This is a genomic window from Phycisphaeraceae bacterium (genome assembly GCA_019636735.1).
Taxonomy (GTDB): Bacteria; Planctomycetota; Phycisphaerae; order Phycisphaerales; family SM1A02; genus VGXK01.
Map to the genome: position 1 here is coordinate 286657 of JAHBWY010000005.1, position 18167 is coordinate 304823.

General features: G+C 66.5%; 17 protein-coding genes and 1 tRNA gene. 11 read left to right on the forward strand and 7 right to left on the reverse strand.

All coding sequences use genetic code 11. The features are described 5' to 3' along the window. The first annotated feature begins 48 nt into the window (after positions 1-48). From KF724_09215 to upp, 4 genes are all read left to right on the forward strand, one after another. Positions 49-1089 (forward strand): sigma-70 family RNA polymerase sigma factor, encoded by a 1041-nt coding sequence (locus KF724_09215; protein MBX3355864.1) that lies wholly within the window; start codon positions 49-51, stop codon positions 1087-1089. A 28-nt stretch (positions 1090-1117) separates the two neighbouring features. Continuing rightward, positions 1118-3001, forward strand: coding sequence for a M48 family metallopeptidase (locus KF724_09220; GenBank protein MBX3355865.1), 1884 nt, complete (start codon positions 1118-1120; stop codon positions 2999-3001). A 213-nt stretch (positions 3002-3214) separates the two neighbouring features. Beyond that, complete coding sequence (locus KF724_09225; GenBank protein MBX3355866.1) at positions 3215-4057, forward strand: DUF1579 family protein; 843 nt, start codon at positions 3215-3217, stop codon at positions 4055-4057. 188 nt (positions 4058-4245) lie between these two features. After that, positions 4246-4899 (forward strand): uracil phosphoribosyltransferase, encoded by a 654-nt coding sequence (gene upp / locus KF724_09230; GenBank protein MBX3355867.1) that lies wholly within the window; start codon positions 4246-4248, stop codon positions 4897-4899. 224 nt (positions 4900-5123) lie between these two features. On the opposite strand, the gene KF724_09235 is transcribed toward upp, so the two are convergent. Then, positions 5124-5465, reverse strand: coding sequence for a helix-turn-helix transcriptional regulator (locus tag KF724_09235; GenBank protein MBX3355868.1), 342 nt, complete (start codon positions 5463-5465; stop codon positions 5124-5126). A 7-nt stretch (positions 5466-5472) separates the two neighbouring features. Then, positions 5473-6102: a DinB family protein gene (locus KF724_09240; GenBank protein ID MBX3355869.1), complete on the reverse strand. Its 630-nt coding sequence runs from the start codon at positions 6100-6102 to the stop codon at positions 5473-5475. 125 nt (positions 6103-6227) lie between these two features. Between KF724_09240 and KF724_09245 the strand changes: the two genes are divergently transcribed. Further along, positions 6228-7361, forward strand: a complete 1134-nt coding sequence (locus tag KF724_09245) for a site-specific DNA-methyltransferase (GenBank protein ID MBX3355870.1) — start codon at positions 6228-6230, stop codon at positions 7359-7361. Here the strand turns inward: KF724_09245 and KF724_09250 are convergent. Together KF724_09250 and KF724_09255 are read right to left on the reverse strand one after the other, a co-directional pair. Then, positions 7307-8002, reverse strand: a complete 696-nt coding sequence (locus tag KF724_09250) for a cob(I)yrinic acid a,c-diamide adenosyltransferase (protein MBX3355871.1) — start codon at positions 8000-8002, stop codon at positions 7307-7309. The two genes, KF724_09245 and KF724_09250, sit on opposite strands and share 55 nt — an antisense overlap. After that, the gene (locus tag KF724_09255; GenBank protein MBX3355872.1) at positions 7995-8978 is read right to left on the reverse strand and encodes an isoaspartyl peptidase/L-asparaginase; all 984 of its coding nucleotides are present in this window, start codon (positions 8976-8978) and stop codon (positions 7995-7997) included. The genes KF724_09250 and KF724_09255 overlap by 8 nt, the downstream gene beginning before the upstream one ends. Positions 8979-9357: 379 nt before the next feature. Between KF724_09255 and KF724_09260 the strand changes: the two genes are divergently transcribed. The 5 genes from KF724_09260 to KF724_09280 all read left to right on the forward strand — a co-directional run bounded on the left by KF724_09260 (position 9358) and on the right by KF724_09280 (position 14731). Next, positions 9358-10485, forward strand: a complete 1128-nt coding sequence (locus KF724_09260; protein ID MBX3355873.1) for a type II secretion system protein — start codon at positions 9358-9360, stop codon at positions 10483-10485. Between the two features lie 217 nt (positions 10486-10702). After that, a complete protein-coding gene (locus KF724_09265; protein MBX3355874.1) occupies positions 10703-11533 on the forward strand; it encodes a TatD family hydrolase in 831 nt (276 codons plus the stop codon). Between the two features lie 45 nt (positions 11534-11578). Then, positions 11579-13015 (forward strand): DHA2 family efflux MFS transporter permease subunit, encoded by a 1437-nt coding sequence (locus tag KF724_09270; GenBank protein MBX3355875.1) that lies wholly within the window; start codon positions 11579-11581, stop codon positions 13013-13015. A 55-nt stretch (positions 13016-13070) separates the two neighbouring features. Further along, positions 13071-13583 (forward strand): 5-(carboxyamino)imidazole ribonucleotide mutase, encoded by a 513-nt coding sequence (gene purE / locus KF724_09275; GenBank protein ID MBX3355876.1) that lies wholly within the window; start codon positions 13071-13073, stop codon positions 13581-13583. Positions 13584-13612: 29 nt separating this feature from the next. Next, on the forward strand, positions 13613-14731 hold the full coding sequence (locus tag KF724_09280) for a 5-(carboxyamino)imidazole ribonucleotide synthase (GenBank protein ID MBX3355877.1): 1119 nt from the start codon (positions 13613-13615) through the stop codon (positions 14729-14731). Here KF724_09280 and KF724_09285 read toward each other — a convergent pair. From KF724_09285 to KF724_09295, 3 genes are all read right to left on the reverse strand, one after another. Then, positions 14623-15471 (reverse strand): site-specific DNA-methyltransferase, encoded by an 849-nt coding sequence (locus tag KF724_09285; GenBank protein ID MBX3355878.1) that lies wholly within the window; start codon positions 15469-15471, stop codon positions 14623-14625. The two genes, KF724_09280 and KF724_09285, sit on opposite strands and share 109 nt — an antisense overlap. A 218-nt stretch (positions 15472-15689) precedes the next feature. Continuing rightward, on the reverse strand, positions 15690-16682 hold the full coding sequence (gene xerC, locus KF724_09290) for a tyrosine recombinase XerC (GenBank protein ID MBX3355879.1): 993 nt from the start codon (positions 16680-16682) through the stop codon (positions 15690-15692). Positions 16683-17106: 424 nt separating this feature from the next. Further along, positions 17107-17769 (reverse strand): hypothetical protein, encoded by a 663-nt coding sequence (locus KF724_09295; protein ID MBX3355880.1) that lies wholly within the window; start codon positions 17767-17769, stop codon positions 17107-17109. Positions 17770-18054: 285 nt separating this feature from the next. Here KF724_09295 and KF724_09300 point away from each other — a divergent pair. After that, positions 18055-18127, forward strand: a tRNA-Lys gene (locus tag KF724_09300). The last annotated feature ends 40 nt before the right edge of the window (positions 18128-18167 follow it).

The following is an 18167-nucleotide window of genomic DNA, read 5'->3' on the forward strand; positions in this document are numbered from 1 at the left end:
AGTCGGCACACTGTTCCCCCGCGCCGGTTGATCTGATAGAACGATCGCATGCCGTCGGCCACCTCGATCCTTCCCATCACGCTCGCGGTCGCCGATGGTCCGACGCTCCCGACGGTCACTCTCGAGCGAGATGGCGACTTTGAGATCGGTCGAGGGAGCGGCTGCGATCTTCAGCTCGACGACGAACGCGTCTCGCGCCGTCATGCCGTGCTCGCGGTGCATGGGGGCCGAGTCACCCTGCGCGATGAGAACTCCACGCGCGGCGTCTGGCTGAATGGCGTGCGCCTCGACGCGGGCGAGGACATGGAGGTGCACGACCGCGACCTGATCGGCATTGCGCCGTGGTCGCTGCTCGTCCGCTTCTCAAGCGACGAGGATGACACCGCGCACATCATCCCCGAGCCGAAGCCGCTGCCTGCCGACCCGGTTGCACCGGCCTCGACGATCGGCGCCGCTTCGTCCACTGAACATGCGGTGTCTCCGAAGGGCGCCGCGACACGCGACGATCCCTATCGCACGCATCCGAGCATCTTCCTGCGCCTTCGCGCCGATGGCACGCTCGAGCGCCAACTCGGCTGGGAGGAGTTCAACCGTGTGTACGGCCCGGTCATCGCCGGCTTCGCGCGCAACGCGGGCCTGAAGCCCCAGGAAGTGGACGATGTGATGCAGGATGTCCTGCTCGGGTTCTTCCGGGTGGCGAACAACTTCATCTATGACCCGTCCAAGGGGCGCTTCCGCGGTTACCTGAAGCGCGTCACGCTCAATGCCATCCGGAGCCGACGCCGACGACGCAGGCCGCAGCAGAATCTCCCCGAGGAGATCGACCCCGCGGCCGAGACGAGCGACCTCGAAGTGGCGTGGGAGCGCGAGTGGACCGAGCACCTTCTGCGCCGAGCACTGGACGAGGTCCGTGGCACGGTCCAGCCCAAGACGATGAAGGCCTTCGAGCTTTATGGCGTGCAGGGCATGCCCGCCGAGGAGGTCGCGAAGGAGACCGGCATGTCGGAGCCGGCGATCCGCCATGCGAAGATGAGAGTCCTCGACCAGCTTCGCGCGACCATTCGGCGGCTGCGCGACGAGGAAGGATGAGGGCCGGACGGCTGCGCCCAAAGCAACCATGACCCCCACTCGCTTTGAAGAGCTGGTGCGCAAGCTCGAGACCATGGCGAGGGAGCGCCCCGGCAGCTACGCGCTTCGAGCAGGAGCCGTCGCCAGCCTCGGCTACCTCTACCTCGGCGTGGTGACGGGCGCGCTGGCCCTCCTCGTGGTGGGCGCACTCATCGTGCCCTTCCTGATGCCGAGAGCCAACGGCGCGGCGATCGCGTTCATCATCAAGTTCGGTCTCGTGATCCTGGTGGTGCTTGGAGTCGTTCTGCGAGCCCTCTTCCTCCGCGTGCCGAAGACCGAGGGCCGGGAGATCACCCGCAACGAAGCACCAGCGCTCTTCGACATGCTCGATGAGCTCAGGCAGCGCGTCAACGCTCCGAAGATCCACCGCGTGATCGTGGTGCCGGCGATCAATGCCGGTATTCAGGAGTGGCCCCGCCTAGGCCTCCTCGGGTGGTTCCGCCGTGAACTGGTGCTCGGCCTTCCGTTGATGCAGGCGCTCACGGTGGAGCAGTTCCGCTCGGTCATGGCTCATGAACTGGGCCACCTCTCGCCGCGCCACCACAGGCTCGCGCACTGGATGCGGCGGCAGCGCATGCGCTGGAGCCAGATGGCCGCAGCGTTCGAGCACGATCCCTCGCGCGGCCATTGGATGGTGACGCCATTCCTGCGCCGCTATGCGCCGTGGTTCGCGGCGCATGTCTTCCCCCTCGAACGGCTCGCGGAGTACCACGCCGATTCGATCTCGGCGCTGCTCGTCTCGCCGCGAGCCGCGGCCGAGGCGCTCACCGTCACGGCCGTGGTGGATCGCTATGCCGATGAGATCTTCTGGCCCGAGATCGGGAAGCTCGCGACGAACTCCCCGATCCCCGTGGGTGCGCCGAGCCGGGACTTTCCAAGGCGTCTCGCGTCAGGCCTCGATCGCAGGACAGCGGAGCGCTGGATTGAGGAGCTCATGCGGCTCAAGTCGACCCACCTCGTGGTGCATCCCGTGCTGCGCGACCGATTGGCGGCTCTGGGCGAGAGACCACGCATGGTGCTGCCAGCCCCCGGGCAGTCGGCGGCTCACCTCGCCCTTGGAGCTGCGGAGAGTGTATTGGCCGAGGAGTTCGATGCGCAGTGGCGCGAGCAGGTGGCCGAAGACTGGCGCGCCCAACATCAGGCCTCGGACGAACGACGACAGCGATTGGCGCAGCTTGAAGAGCAGGTCGAATCCGGCGCCGCGCTCTCTCCCGACGAGGCGTTCGAGCGAGCCATGCTCAACGAGGCCATTCACGACGATAAGGAGGCGACGATCGCGCTCCTTCGCCCGCTGGTGAGAGAACGCCCCGATCACGCTCCGCTTCTCTTCGCACTGGGCACGCGCCTTCTGGAGCGCGACGATGATCAGGGCCGAGTGCTGGTCGAGCGCGCCATCACGCTTGACCCTGAGGCGATGCTCGTGGGCGCCGAGGCACTGCGGAACCACCACTACCGTCGTGGTGACACCGAAGCCGCGCTCATCTGGCAGGAGCGGCTTGAAGAGCGCTTCAAGAAGGTGCAGCAGCGCGATCAGATGGCGCTGCAACTCACCAAGCACGATCGATTCGAAGCGCATGGAGTGGACCCCGCGCTGATCCCGATCTTGGCCGAGGAACTTCGGCGCGCCGGTGCTCGGCGCGCCTGGCTGGTCCGACGCACGCCGCGCAACGAGGATGACCCCGGAGCCACGGTGCTCGCCTTCGTCTGCACGCGCTTCTCCACGCTGCGCCGCAAGCGGTTGATCCAGCGGGTCATGACAGCCATCACCGAGGAGGTGACCCTGCCGGAGGGAACGGTCGTCTTCAACTTCGATCAAGATCAGACCGGGATCCTCCGCCGCATCAAGAGGATTCGAGGCTCGCGAGTGCTCTGACCATGGCGGGTCGCGCACGGGGCTCGCGCGTCAAGGGTGCTGTATCGCACTCCGCGAAGACCCGGGAACTCCGGGCCTCCGCGGCGCGCCGGGCCACGCAAGGGGCGTGTGCAGGAGCGGGTGCCGTCTCGCTTCTGACGCGTGGCTCTGCCGCTGATGCCCCGTCTTGGCATTGATCGGGGCGAGGGTAGGCTGCCGATTCGGAGCCACTTCATGAACCCAACTCATCCCCGTCGTCGATCCATTCTCGCTGCGTCACTCCTGCTTGGCAGCGCAGGCCTGGCCGCGTTCCTGATGCCGTCGTTTGGAGCACCGCGCCAGGGTGTCGCTCATGCGGCGCCACAGGCCGGGTCGCTCTCCGACGCTGAAGCTCGAGCGCTTCTCGGTCGCCTGGTCGGACTCTGGGCGGTGGCGGGTCGGAGCTTCGATGCCAATGGTCAACCCGACAGCGACCTCTCCGGCAGCGCCGCCTACAACTGGACCCTTGGTGGACTCTTCCTTGCGGGCGAGCAGGTGCTCACCAATGGAAGCGACATGCTGCACTGGGTGGACTTCATCGGCTACAACCAGACGGCGCAGGCCTTCTCGCGCACGCTCCTCTCCGATCGCGACCCCGTGAACTTCTGCTCGGCGGGCACATGGGATGCGCAGCGTCGAGTGCTGACCTTCATCACCGACCCGGTTCGAGCCCCCGATGGCACCGAGCGGCGCATCCGCGCGATGCTTGATCTTTCCCGCGACGATCAGCCCGGTTGGGAGTTGAACTACCTCACGGGCAGCGGCGCCACGGAGCGACTTGTTGGAACGGTCGGCCTCATCTTCACTCGCGCGGCAAGCCCCGGCAGCGCTCCAGGCGTTCCCGCAGGAGTGGTTCCCGGCACACCGGGCGCTCCTGCTGGCGCGGTGCCGTCGCCAGGCCCGATGACTCCGCAGCAGGTGCAGAGCCACCTCGATGGCGTCCTCCGTCAGAAGCAGCAGATGCAGCAGCAGATCGAGGACATGCGGAAGCAGATCCGCGACATGTCCGGGACGATCCGCAGCATCACCCAGCCGTAACACCGCTTGGAGCGAGCGCGATTGCGAGAGCGACTCCACACCGCCTGTGCGAGCGCACTCTGGTCGATGCGCTCGGCGCGTGCGCCCGAGGTCCTGCGTCGTGGCGGTGGTGCGTGCGACCTCGCTCGCGCCACCGCCAGACGGCGCAGGATGCGCGAAACCGGGAACGGTCTTCTACACTCGACCCCATGCCGAGGACGCCCGATGAGTTCCCGAACCTTCGCGTCTTCGATCATCCGCTCATTCAGCACAAGCTGACCTTGGCGCGGCGAGCGGACACGCCGCCCGATGAGTTCCGCAGGCTGTTGAACGAGATCGCGGGGCTCATGGTCTTCGAGGTGAGCCGCAACTTCCCGACGGAGGCGGTCGAAGTCGAGACGCCGCTCGAGCGCATGCGCGGTTCGCAACTGGCGAAGCCGGTCACGCTGGCGCCGATCCTTCGCGCCGGCCTCGGGATGACCGATGGCATTCTTCGCCTCTTCCCCGAAGCGCGGGTGGGACACATCGGGATCCAGCGCGACGAGAGCAGCCGCAGGCCGATCGACTACTACGCGAAGTTCCCCGCCGATGTCGCCGATGGCCCTGTGCTCGTGGTCGATCCCATGCTGGCCACAGGCGGCAGTGCCGTTCATGCCGTCGATCACCTGAAGCGCAAGGGGTGCGTCGACATTCAGATGGTCTGCCTCGTCGCGGCGCCAGAGGGTGTGCGCGCCATGCTCTCGGCGCACCCGGAGGTGCCGATTCACACGGCGGCGCTTGATCGCCAGCTCGATGAGTTCGCCTTCATCAGGCCGGGCCTGGGCGACGCGGGGGATCGGATCTTCGGCACCATCGGGGCGTGAGCCGCCGCGTGTGACGCGGCTGGTGGAGTTCGTCGCGCGGGCACGCGGCCGGTCCGAGCCGTCAGTGCAGAGCGTGAGCGACCCCGTGCGAAGCGATTGGCGGAGTTCGTCGCGAGCGCAAGCAACGGCCTGTGCATCCGCGCACGACACGCGCGGAGCGCCTCTGGGGCGCTCTCCTTCCATGTCAAGCGCCGCATTCGGCGAGCCGCCACGAGGGGGCTCACTCACCCCGCTGTGATCCTCGCCACGGTGCCGGGAATGTGCGCGAGCCCCCACTCCTTGAGTGCGCGCAGAACAGGGAGCAGCTTGCGCCCGCGCGCCGTAAGCCGGTACTCGAGCGCTCCCTCGCGCGAGGGAGATGCCTTCGCCTCGACAATCCCGCCGTCGAGCAGACGACTCAGCCGCTCCGTCAGGATGTTGGTCGCAATGCCTTCGGGTGATGCGGCGAACTCGCCGAATCTCGACTTCCCGGCGAAGAGATCGCGGACCACCAGCATGGTCCAGCGATCTCCGATGAGATCGAGCGTGCACGACACCGGGCATTCGGAGCGGCGTGATCGCGGCATGCCTCGATTATCCACGGCTTGGGGCGACACCAAGGCCCCTCATGATGCGCTCGATCTGCCCGCGGTGAATGCCCATGTGCATGCCCGACATGGCGTGCCAGCCCAACGCATCGAGCGGCCCGAACCACGGATGAGCGAAGCGCTCCCGTGTCAGGAGATTGGTGCTCCGACTCACCGACTGCGCGAGGTGATCGCACGACTGCTCGAATGCCTCGACGACTCGGCCATCAACTGACTCCGACGGCTTGACCGCCGCGGTGCTCGCCTCCCCTTCCGGCCGAACACCTCGACTCAGCGCATCGATGACGCGAGCGATCTCGAGGTTCACGATCCGAAGGTGGTCGAGCGTCATCCAGACCGACCAGTACCGACTGCTGTCCTCAAGCCCGGGCAGGCGACGAATCAGCACGCGGCGCGAGGCGCTGCGGTCATCGAGGGCGCTCGTGAGCTCCATGATGCGTGTGCGCTCACGGGCGAAGTCCGCCGCAAGGCTCGCCACCGTGCCTCGGCGTCGCCGCCGCTTGAGCATCATGCCTCCGACCCAGCGCTCGATGAATGGCACTCCCGCGCCGGGCGGGGCGAGTCGAGGGCTCAATTCGGGTGGCGTTGATCCGGGCGTGAGGGGCGAGGCAGCCATGGACGCTGGGGGATTCGATGGGGCGTTCATGCCTTCAGGCTATCCGATCGCTTGCAAAATGCAAGTGATTGGCTCTGGGATTCGCCCAAGTTCAGCAGACCGACAGGGCGGGGTACGCTTCGATCATGCCCGAACAGAAGAACCTCGAGTTCGACCGACCCGGGGGCTATGCACTGCCCAAGGGCGCGACGATCGTCCAGCGAAAGTCGGCAGCCGAGATGAAGGCGGCGGAGATCACGCTCTTCGGAGATCGCGTGCCGCCGCACCAGCCGGCACCTCGAAGCGCCCCCCTTGAGCCCGCGTTTCGGGCCGACGACCCCGAGACGCGCCTCTTCCTAGGGGACTGCCGCGATGTCCTCCCGGCACTGCCTGACCGCGGCACGGTCGACCTCGTCTTCGCCGATCCGCCCTTCAACTGGGAGGTGCCCTACGACGGCTGGAAGGATGGCATGCCGCGCGATGCCTATGAGCGCTTCACCTTTGACTGGCTCGACGGCTGCGTGGACGCGCTGGCGCCGCACGGCTCCATCTGGGTCAACATTCCAGACGACACCGCGGCCGAGATCGTCATTCATCTCAAGCGGCGCGGACTCGTCATGATCAACTGGTGCGTCTGGCACTTCCGCTTCGGGCAGAACCGCGAGACCTCGTTCATCATGAGCAAGGTCCACGCGCTCTACTTTGCGAAGGACCCCGATGCTCGCATCTGGCGACCCGATCGCATTCGCGAACCCAGTGATCGCGCCAGCATCTACGGCGACCCGCGCACGCAGGCGAAGGAGAAGAACGCGGGGACACGCGTGCCGATGGATGTCTGGTACGGCCCCTACTGGGGACGCGTGCAGGGCAACAACAAGGAGCGCCGCGCGCTCCACCACAACCAGCTTCCCGAGGCCTACCTCGAGCGAGTCATTCTGGCGTGCTCCGATGAAGGCGGGCTCGTCCTCGACCCCTTCTCAGGCAGCGGAACCACTCAGACCGTGGCGCGGTCGTATGGTCGGCGCTCGATCTCGATCGAGCAGAGCCCCACGAACGCCGCCAGCGCATGGGAGCGCATCACGAAGATCGGCATGGTGCACAAGGGCGTCGCTCTCGGTGTCTCAAGCCCGATTCACACGCATCGGGCTAGGCAGACTCGATCAGGCGAACCCACAGCTCCTTCCGTCGAGAGCAGCGACGGGTCGGCACCGCTCGGCGGTCAGGCTCAGCTTGACTTCGCACGCGATCGCCAGGGGACATCTTGCACGCCGAGCTCGTGATTCGCGCGGCGCGCCATTGCGAAGAGCAGGTCGCTGACGCGATTCACGAAGCGCGTGGCCGATTGCCCCACTGCCTCGTTGTGAGAGAGCGCCACGATGGCCCGCTCCGCCCGCCGTGCCACCGTCCGTGCCACATGCAGGCGCGCCGCGAGTTCGCTTCCACCCGGCAGGACGAAGGCGTGAAGCGGGGGGTTCGCCGCATCGACCTCGTCGATCCACCTCTCCGCCTCGGCGACATCGGTGTCGCTCATTCGATTGACGCGATCGGCAAACTTTGATCCGGGCGGCGTCGCAAGATCCGCACCCAGTTCGAAGAGGCGATCCTGGAGCGTGGCCACGATCCGCTCAATCAACGCGACACCGTCACGGTCGGCGCCTCGAAGCGAAGCCTCGGTGCGACCCTCGCGCCAGGCGCGCACCCAGCCGAGCGCGGCGTTGAGTTCATCGACCGTGCCGTAAGCCTCGATGCGCGGGTCATCCTTGCTGACCCGCTCGTCGGAGAAAAGCCCCGTGGAGCCATCATCTCCCGTGCGCGTGTAGAGGCGCGAGCGAGATCCGGCGGCACCACCGGTCGCTTCACCATCTGCCTCGGGACTTCTCTTGGCGCCAATCGCGCCCCTCATCGACTCGCGATCAGTCATCTCGAATGACCTCCCCCGGCTCGACCACAGCGGCTCCCGCCTCGTCGCGCCGGACGGTCAGAAAACCATTGCGCAGGGCGCCTGCCGCCCAGTCACCGTCGGCTCGCAACGCCACGAACGCCGCCTGGTGATGCGCTTCCAGCGTGAAAATGTTGTCGATGCGTTCGAGCACGCGCCGCACGGCTTCGGCCGCGCCGCACCCGGAGCGCATCAATTCCACAATGAGAAAGGTCCCGCACACCGACGAGATCAACTCGCCTGTTCCGGTGGCGACGGCCGCGCCCGCCGTCGGATCGACATAGAGGCCGTGACCGATGATGGGCGAGTCCCCCACTCGTCCCGGCGTCTTGAATGGAGTGCCGCTGGTTGAACATGCACCAGCCAATGAGCCCGCTCGGTCGCGCACCAGAACCCCAATCGTGTCGTGCTGCCACCAGCGTCGCTCACCTGCGAAGAGGCGCCCACCACCACCACCGGGGTCCACCGGTCGAGGCAGGCCGAGCGATGCATCCTTGACATTCTGCACCTCGGCGCCACGCGCTGCTGTTTCGTTGTCGCCCTTGGCGCGGGCCAGCCACCGTTCCCATGCGTCCCGCGCTTCGGGCGCGAGAACCTCTTCACGAAGCTCGCCGCAGGAGTCTGCAAAGTCGTCGGCGGCGTCGCCGACAAGCATGAGGTGGCGTGTCCGCTCCATCACCATGCGCGCCACGCGCACGGGATGTCGATGGCGCCGCAATCCCGCGACGCTCCCGGCTTGTCCCGGCGCCACCATCACGCAGCCATCGAGTGTGACCTGACCGGTCGCATCGGGCAATCCGCCGTAACCAACAGAGTCCACCGAGGGATCCTCTTCGGCCACGGCACATGCGTCCACCGCGGCATCAAGCGCCCGGCCGCCCTGCGCGAGCGCCGGCCACGCGGTCTCGAGCGCACGGGTCGAGAAGGTCCAGGTTCCCAGCATGAGGGGGGAGGGCACGAAGGGATTCTGCCCGCCCCCGGGCCTTCTCGGCAAACGCCCCCCCCGGCGGCCCGGTCCCCCAGCAGCCGGACTCCCGATTCGTTCTGGCCGCCTCGCGATTGACCCACCCCGGATCGAACGCTACTGTTGGGCATACGGCAGTCGAGGCAGACCCTTCATCCCAGGTCGCCCCGGCTTGTTGGCAGGTCTCAGCCGTCTCTCCACAGGCCTGTCGGTCAGCATCGATCGAACTCGATGGTGCTCCATCTTTCGACCGATGCATCTTCGCGCCACGCCTTTCCCAGCGTGGCGCGGCGGCGTTCAGCCGCGGATGAGTGCAGCACACAGAGCTGCCAACGAGAACGCAACTCTCCCGAGTTGCAGAAAGGACTCGAACATGACGCATGTTCGACGACAGAGTGGATTCACCATCATCGAGCTGCTTGTGGTGGTGGCCATCATCGCATTGCTGGTGGCGATCCTGCTTCCGGCCATCGGCAAGGCCCGCGAAGAGGGCATGCAGACGCAGTCTCGCGTGAACCTCCGCAACATCGCGGTGGCCTGCGGAACCTATGGTGCCGACTTCGCCGATCGCCAGTGGACCGCCGCGCACGAGGACATGGGCCTTCCGGCCTTCGGCGGCAACTGCGCCCCGTATGTGCAGAACCGCTGCCCGCAGCAGCTCCTTCTGGGCTTCGATGCCGCGGGTGCATCTCAGGGCTTCTTCATTCCCCAAGGCTCGCAGTGCGGCGCCTCCTCTCCACAGGCGAACTGCAATGTCTTCGAGGCCTACTGGCCCTGCGACTTCAAGACGACCACGGGCAACTTCGGCTCATGGCGTCTTCCGAACGCGAAGAGCTTCAACACCTATGTCGGCAAGCGCTTCTATGACCCGGTCTTCTACGCCCCGAAGGACAAGGTCGTCCTCTCGAAGTGCCAGGACTTCATCGACGGTGGTCAGGAATTCGTCGGTGTTGCACAGGACGCGATCCTGAGCAGCTATTGCTGGAGCCCGGCCGCCATGTGGGCACCAGCCGTCATGGGCGGACAGACCGGCTACCAGAACCCGAAGACTCTCGGCGGCGCCTTCCGTGTTCCGACGCAGGGCCAGGCGTCGTTCCCCGACCTCAAGACGCGCTGCCTTGAGCACAGCTGGCTCCAGGGCGCGAAGAAGGACATGCGCGGAGCCAATCCCGACGCGATGAGCCCGCAGCATCGCGGTCTGGGTGGCGTGCCCTACTTCTTCAACCAGGGCACCTACTCCTCGCCCAATGTGCTCTTCTTCGATGGCAGCGTGCGAACCATGTCCGTGCGTGATGCCATCGACATGGACAGCCGCTCCACCGCCCAGAGCGGCAAGGGCGCGTGGTCGCGCACCACTCCGCTCGGCGTGACGGGTTACTACAGCGGACCTGGCGCGGCCAACACGGACCTCGATGTCGAGCTCTACAACATCGGCGGCAACAGCTTCCATGTGCTGACCCGCGATGGCATCCAGGGCCGCGACACGGTCGGCGGCAAGTAAGGGCCCAGTTCGTCTCCATGCCCGATCCCACGCGGGGCCCCACTCCGGGGCCCCGCGTTCCTTTTTGCCGCGGCCCTGCGCGGCGAAGGCCCCTCGTTGCCGCGGGGAATCTGCTTCCGGGGCACCATGTTCTCTTTGCAATGGCGATGCACGGGCGCGGCACGACGCCTTCAAGTCGCCCACGGATCCTCGAACGACTCTCTAGGATTCACGGCCGATGTACATCGACCCGCATGTGCACATGGTCAGCCGCACGACGGACGACTATCGCCGGATGGCGCTCGCTGGCTGCGTGGCCATCACCGAGCCGGCCTTCTGGGCGGGGTACGACCGAGGTTCGGTCGAAGGCTTCCGGGACTACTTCCGACAATTGACCGAAGTGGAGCCACGGCGCGCCGCGCAGTACGGCATCCGCCATCACACCTGGCTCTGCATCAATCCGAAGGAGTCGGAAGACCCGGGGCTCGCCCGCGAGGTGATCTCCATCATTCCTGACTTCATCGACAAGACCAATGTCCTGGGCGTGGGCGAGATCGGCCTCAACAAGAACAGTCGGACCGAGTTGCTGATCCTTGAGGAACACATCTCGCTGGCGCTGCGGCTGAACCGCCTGATTCTGGTGCACACACCCCATCTCGAGGACAAGCTGAAGGGCACGCGGCTTATCCTCGATGCGCTTCGCAACCAAGGTGCGGACCCGGCGCGCGTGCTGATCGACCATGTCGAGGAGCACACGGTCCGCATGGTGCTCGAACGCGGCTTCTGGGCGGGCATGACACTCTACCCGGACACGAAGTGCACGCCGGCACGGGCGACGGACATCATCGAGTGCCACGGCAGTGAGCGCCTCTGGCTGAACTCAGCAGGCGACTGGGGACACAGTGATCCGCTGGCCGTGCCCAAGGCGCAGGCGGAAATGCGGAGGCGACGGCATGGCGAGGATCTCATCCGGAAGGTGACCTTCGACAACCCGCAAGTCTTCCTCTCGCAGTCAGGTCGATTCAGCGCGGAGCCTTTGCCGCCAACCGCGCCCGATCTGCCGCGATAGCGCCGTCCTCCACCTTGGGCCCCGCGTTCGTACGATCTCCTGCCCATGGAGCCAACGGCTGACGGCGATCAACCAAGACGCTGGCTGACGCTCGTTGCCATGACCGGCTCGCTGTCGATGATCTTCATCGACATCACGGTGGTCGGCGTGGCGCTCCCGCAGATTCGCGCCGACCTCGGCATGAGCGATGCGGGGCTCAACTGGGTCATGAGCGTCTACACGCTGGTCATGGCGTGCCTGGTGGCCTTCTGCGGGCGCATCGCCGACATGATCGGCCGCGTGCCGGCGTTCATCGGGGGTGTGGTCGTCTTTGCGCTGGCCAGCCTCGCGTGTGGGTTCGCGGGCAGCGAAGGGAGCTTGATCGCGGGCCGCGCCTGCCAGGGCGTGGGTGCGGCGCTGATGCAACCGGCCAGCGGCGCCCTCGTCATCAGCGCGTTCGCGCGGCGGCATCGCGGCAAGGTCATGGCGATCTATGTCGGGATCCCCCTGCTGTTCATGGTGATTGGTCCACTCGTGGGCGGCTTTCTGACGCAGGCCGCCTCATGGCGCTGGTGCTTCTGGGTGAACCTGCCGGTGGCGGCTGCGGCGCTCATTCTGACCGCCATCGCGCGACCCCTCGATGCGCGGAGTGCGTCGTGGCGCATCGATCCATGGTCACTGCTGCTGCTCATGATCGGCCTGCCCGCACTCATCCTCGCGGTGCAGCAGGGCAACGAGTGGGGCTGGATGGCACCGTGGTCGACGACGCTGGCGGAGCGCATTCCGCCCGCACGGCTGGTGACCTCGCTGCCACTTGCGGCGGCGGGCGCAGTGCTCCTGGTGCTCTTCATCCGCAGGCAGTGGCGCTCGAGCGAACCGCTGCTCGCCCTCGGACTCTTCAGAGATCGAGGGCTGCTCGCGAATGCTCTGATCCTCTTCATGATGCAGTTCACGATGACCGGGCTCCTGCTCCAGGGAAGCGTGTACGCGCAGGAGGTCCTCGGCTTCGATCCGCGCCAGGCTGGTGCGTCGCTTCTTCCGTTGCTGGTTCCAATCCTGTTCGTCGTGCATGTCGCCGGTCGCCTCTATGACCGCATCGGTGTGCGCACCCCCGCGATCATCGGCACGGCGCTCGCGACTGCCGGCGGCCTCATCGCCGGCATCGGCGCGTGGCTCAAGAACTACCCGATCATCGGCTGCGGTTTCGCCATCATGGGTGTCGGCATCGGCTTCGTCATGAGTCCGACGAACACCGACAGCCTCAATCGCGTGCCCGCCGATGCGCGGGCGCAGGTCTCCGGCCTGATGCAGACGATGCGCCATGTCGGAGGAACCACCGGGCTTGCGGTAATCGGCGCAGCAGTGCTGGTCGCCCGCACCCATCTCGGGCAGGAGACCGCGGCGACCGCCGTGGGATACGGGGTCGGTGCGCTCGGTTGCGGCGCCGCGCTGCTGGCGGCAGTCATCCTCCATCGAGCGGGCCCGGTGGATGCCGCCTCGTGAGGCGACTGGTCTGCGCCGTCCCTCGCCGGTGACGGCGCTCCTCTACGATCCCGTCATGGTTCCTTCGCCTGCGCCGATCGTCGGGATCATCATGGGTAGCCAGAGCGACTGGGAGACGATGCGCCATGCCGCCGAGGTGCTCACCGAGTTGCAGGTGCCGCATGAGACGCGCGTGGTCAGTGCGCATCGCACGCCTGATCTTCTCTTTGAGTACGCCTCCGAGGCGGCGGGCCGCGGGCTGCGCGTGATCATCGCCGGCGCCGGTGGCGCAGCGCACCTGCCCGGCATGTGCGCGAGCAAGACGCACCTGCCAGTGCTGGGCGTGCCGGTTGAGAGCCGAGCGTTGCGCGGGCTCGACTCGCTCCTCTCGATCGCGCAGATGCCCGCGGGAATCCCCGTGGCGACCCTCGCGGTCGGACATGCGGGCGCGGCCAACGCGGCTCTTCTGGCGGCGGCCATTCTGGCGCTCGACGACGCTCCGCTGCGAAGTCGGCTGGTGGCTCGACGCACGGCGCAGACCGAGCGTGTACTCGCGCATCCCGATCCGTCGAAGGGACCCACGCGGTGAGCGATGTCGGCGTGAGAGGAAGTGGCTCCTTGACGATCGGCGTGCTGGGCGGCGGCCAACTCGGGCGCATGCTGGCACTTGCCGGAACGCCGCTGGGTTTCCGCTTTCGATTTCTCGACCCCGATGCCGGGTGCCCGGCAAGCGCCGTCGGCGAGGTGATTGCTGGCGCCTACGACGACCCGCAGGCACTCGACCGCTTTGCGAAGGGCGTGGACCTGGTCACCTTTGAATTTGAGAATGTGCCCGCCGAGACGGTCCGGCGACTCTCGTCGCGCGTGGCGATCGCTCCAGGCGCGGAGTCGCTCGCGACGGGTCAGGATCGGGCGCATGAGAAGCGCTTCTTCGCGCAGTGCGGTCTGCCCGTCGCCCCGTGGGCCGAGGTGCATGATGCCGCCTCGTTGATGGCGGCGGTCGACTCGGTTGGAGTGCCCGCTGTGCTCAAGGCTCGGCGACTCGGTTACGACGGGAAGGGCCAGTGCGTGATCAAGCGACGCGAGGACGCGCCATCCGCGTTTGACGCGCTTGGCCGCGTGCCGTGCACGCTCGAAGCGTTCGTGCCCTTCTCGCGCGAGCTCTCGGTGATCGCTGTGCGAGGCCGCGACGGTTCGTTCCTCCACTGGCCGATCTCGGAGAATGTGCATCGACATGGCATTCTGCACACCACGCTGGCACCCGCCGAAGTGGAGCCGGCGATGGAGCGCGCCATCGCGGAGTACGCCCGGACTGTCATGCATTCGCTCGATCATGTCGGCGTGCTCGCAATCGAGTTCTTCGACGATCATGGCCGCCTGCTCGTGAACGAGATGGCGCCCCGCGTCCACAACAGCGGCCACTGGACGATCGACGGCGCCGTGACCAGCCAGTTCGAGAATCACCTCCGCGCGATCGCCGGGCTGCCGCTTGGCTCAACGGCGCCGCGCGGTGTGTCGGCGATGCTCAACCTGATCGGCTCCACACCACCGCTTGAGGCGCTCGCATCCGAGAGCGACTTGAAGATCCACCTCTACGCCAAGGCCCCGCGCGCGGGCCGCAAGGTGGGTCACTTGACGACCGTCGCGCCGAGTCGGGAAGTGGCGCGGGAGCGCTTGCGTCGCCTCGAAGGGCGCTTCGCTCCCGAGTCGATCGCCGCGGCGGCGTCCTCCGCCTGAGGCGCCGAGGTTGCACGAAGGCGTCGCGTGGCGATTGCCACCGCGCGCAGCGATCGGTCGAATCCGATCGCGCGGCGGCCCAGTTCAACTGCGGCGACCAGTGCGGTGCCGGAGCCACAGCATGGATCGAGGACCGCACCGCCGCTCGGGCACGCGGCGCCGATCAGCACGCGGAGCAGCTCGAGCGGCTTCTGCGAGGGCCAACCGGTGCGCTCGAGCGCCATGTTGTTGAGCGAGGGAATGTCGAGCACATCGGTCGCCTTCTTCGGAGTGCCTGCCATGCGGCGACTTCGGCTTGGGACGCGCGGTGCGTCAAACCAATACGCCGAGCTCTTCGCGAAGAAGAGAATGTCGTCGTGCTTGCGGGCGAACGAACGGGGCCCCGACCCGCCGAGACCGTAAGTCCAGATGAGGTGATTCACGGCGTGCTCGGCACCGAAACACGCTTCGAGCTCGATCCAGAGGTGGTGACAGGTGCGCCAGTCGCAATGGACCATGACGCTGCCGGTGGACTTCAGCACGCGATGCGCTTCATGCAGCAGCGACCGCATGAAGGTGAAGTAGGCGCCGCGATCAGGCCAGCGGTCATCGAAGCGATCGCTCGCCTCGCGGCCGCGCAGGATGCGCCCGGTGGCGAAAGGCGGGTCCATGTACACCAAGTCCACGCTCCCCGCAGGCTCTCGCCGCAGGAGTTCGATGGCATCGCCCTGATCAACTCGCCAGGAGGTGTTCGAGCTCACGCAGCGCGAAGCGTAGAAGATGCACCGCGGACTCGCGCGGCATGACCGCGGGGGCGCGACGGTCACGCGCTTCAGACGGTCGTCCATCGGTCGACGAGGACCCAGCAGCCGCACTGGCACGATCGATCGCGACAGTCGCGCGGTTGCTTGGGGCGCATCGGTCCGTTGGCGGATCCCATCGGCCGGGATCGCTCCTGCGCCAGAGTCGCCTCAGGCGATCAGCTCGCTTCCGCTCGCGGATGGGCCTTGTCATAGGCCTGCCGCATTCGGGCGCTCGTCAGATGCGTGTACACCTGCGTGCTCGAGAGCGACTGATGGCCAAGAAGCTCCTGCACGCTGCGCAGGTCGGCGCCATTGTCGAGCAGATGCGTGGCGAAGCTGTGCCGAATCGTGTGCGGGCTGATGTCGGGGTCGAGTCCGGCCTCGGTGAGGTACTTCGCCACCTTGCGGCGCACCGAGCGACTTGAGAGTCGCGTGCCACTCTTGTTGACGAAGAGAGGATCGCTGGCGGCCGAGCTCTTGCCCTCGGCGGCAAGCTCCGAGTCGAGCATCTGGGTGTAGTTGAGAAGGGCCTTCACCGCGTGGCTGCCCAGCGGTGCGACGCGCTCGCGACGCCCCTTGCCTCGAATGTGCACGCACGCACCCGGGGCGTTGAGATCGCCTCGATTGAGTCCGACCACTTCGCTCACGCGCATTCCGGTCGAGTAGAGCGTCTCAAGGATCGCGCGGTCGCGCGAGCCGAGCAGCTCGTTGTCGTTAGGTGCCGCCAGCAGCTTCTCGATCTGATCGACCGTGATCGCCTTGGGGAGGCGCTTCGCCTGCTTCGGTGTTCGAATGAGCACCATCGGGTTCGACTTGATCCAGCCGTTCCGCTCCGCCCATCGGTGGAAGGAGCGAAGGGTGGCGATTTTCCGCGCCATGGTGGCTGCGGAGTAGCCCTGCTCCGAGAGGCTCGCGAGGAAGCGACGGATCGCCTCGACATCGGCGGCGAGAAGGCGCTCGGTCAGGGTCTTTCCGCTCGCGTTGCCCCCCATCGGACGGGTGGCGGCGGCTTCAGCGGAGTTCTCCCAGGAGAGGCCGCTCTCCTTGGCAATGAAGTCCGTGTACTGCCGAAGGTCGAGGCCATAGCAGCGGCTCGTGTAAGGGCTGAAGTGGCGCTCGTCGGTGAGGTACGAGAGGAACTTTTCGACGACGGGAAGATTGGTGTGCATGGCTTTTCCTCGCTCGGTCCGTGCCCACTGGGGCGATAACGCCTCCTAGCATCGGACGCTGGTCGACCCGACCTGAATCGAATCGCCAAGGTGAATGCAGATGGTTCGGGACCTCTCCTGCCGCATGGTGAAGATCACCCAAGGAGCCTCGATAACAATCGAGTTCCCGGCCACTGTTCTCCGGCTCAAACTATGACTCAGGGCGCAGAGTATGTACGGGGCAGCCCTTGACGGATCGATCTTTCGTGTTTTAGGACCCGTTCCTGGAGTGGTTTCAGGACTTGATCCGCCGGGCTTGAAGGCCTAGGCCGACCGGTCTCAAAGACCTGTCACGCAGACTCTTGCGCCTGTCGAATCGCCGCGACGGCGATCGTGCCAGCGTCCCAGTCCAGCCCGCTGGCGAGTCGGCTCAGCCTCGATCGCCTCACCGACGCGGTGCCGGAGGAGCAAGCGTCTCCAAGAGGCGTTTCAGGATCTCATGGCAGGCGAACTCGGAGTAGCGCTGCATGCTGACGAGGTAGATGTCCTCACCGTAGGAGCCACCCGGCTCGTGTCGGGCCGCCGCGTACACCCGGAGGTTCGCAAGCACCGCGTGGTTACTAGAGTCGAATGAGCCGCTCGCTGCCGCCGCGGGTTGGTCGCCTCTGGCTGGAAGACCACTCGCAGGAATGACCACCCCGGGGCGCAGGTAGAGCTGCGCCGCAAGTGCCATGGTGGGCGGTGGATAGGGGTTCCATGCCGTAACAGTTCCCACCACGAGGCCATCGACGCCCATCGCTTCGCGCAGCCGGGCGGCATCTTGGTGGGTCAACACCGCCCGCATTCCCAGAATCTGCATGGTCGCCAGCGTTCTGTTGAGCGCGACACAGGAGAGACCACTCGACTCCTCGATGACCTTGACGAACTGGTCGGCCACCTGGGCACCATCGACGGTGGAGACGCCGCTCTCGTTGGAGAAGGGCACAACCGCCCAGATCTGGGGCTCCGGAAGCGGTGATCGAAGCACGATCGGATCGGCCAGTGGCGGCCGACTGTCACAACCGAGGCCTGCCAGAGTCAGAAGGAGAAGAAGCCAGGACCATCGCATGCTCTCCCATATCGACCGCGCCGCGGCGAGGCGCACAAACACCGTGTGGTCTCCCGATCGACGGATCAGCACTTCTGGCCCGGCGTTGAGTTGCTGTGCTGAGGCCCCGCGCTGCGCCGCCGTTCTGAGCCCCTTCGCGGAGCCCCGCGCTCTGCCGCCGAGTGAAGAACTTCCGCAAATCCCCCTGACTAAGCTCCCGTGCCGCGGCGCCCCCAACCCGCTCCAGACACATCCCACGCCACGAATCGGCGGAAGTCGGCGTTGCCGCTACCATTGGGGATTCGCGATTGCGTAGCTCAGTCGGTAGAGCAGCGGACTTTTAATCCGCAGGTCCTGGGTTCGATCCCCAGCGCAATCACTGGGGTTCCAAGACCGACCCCCTCCCGGTCGGAGTCCAG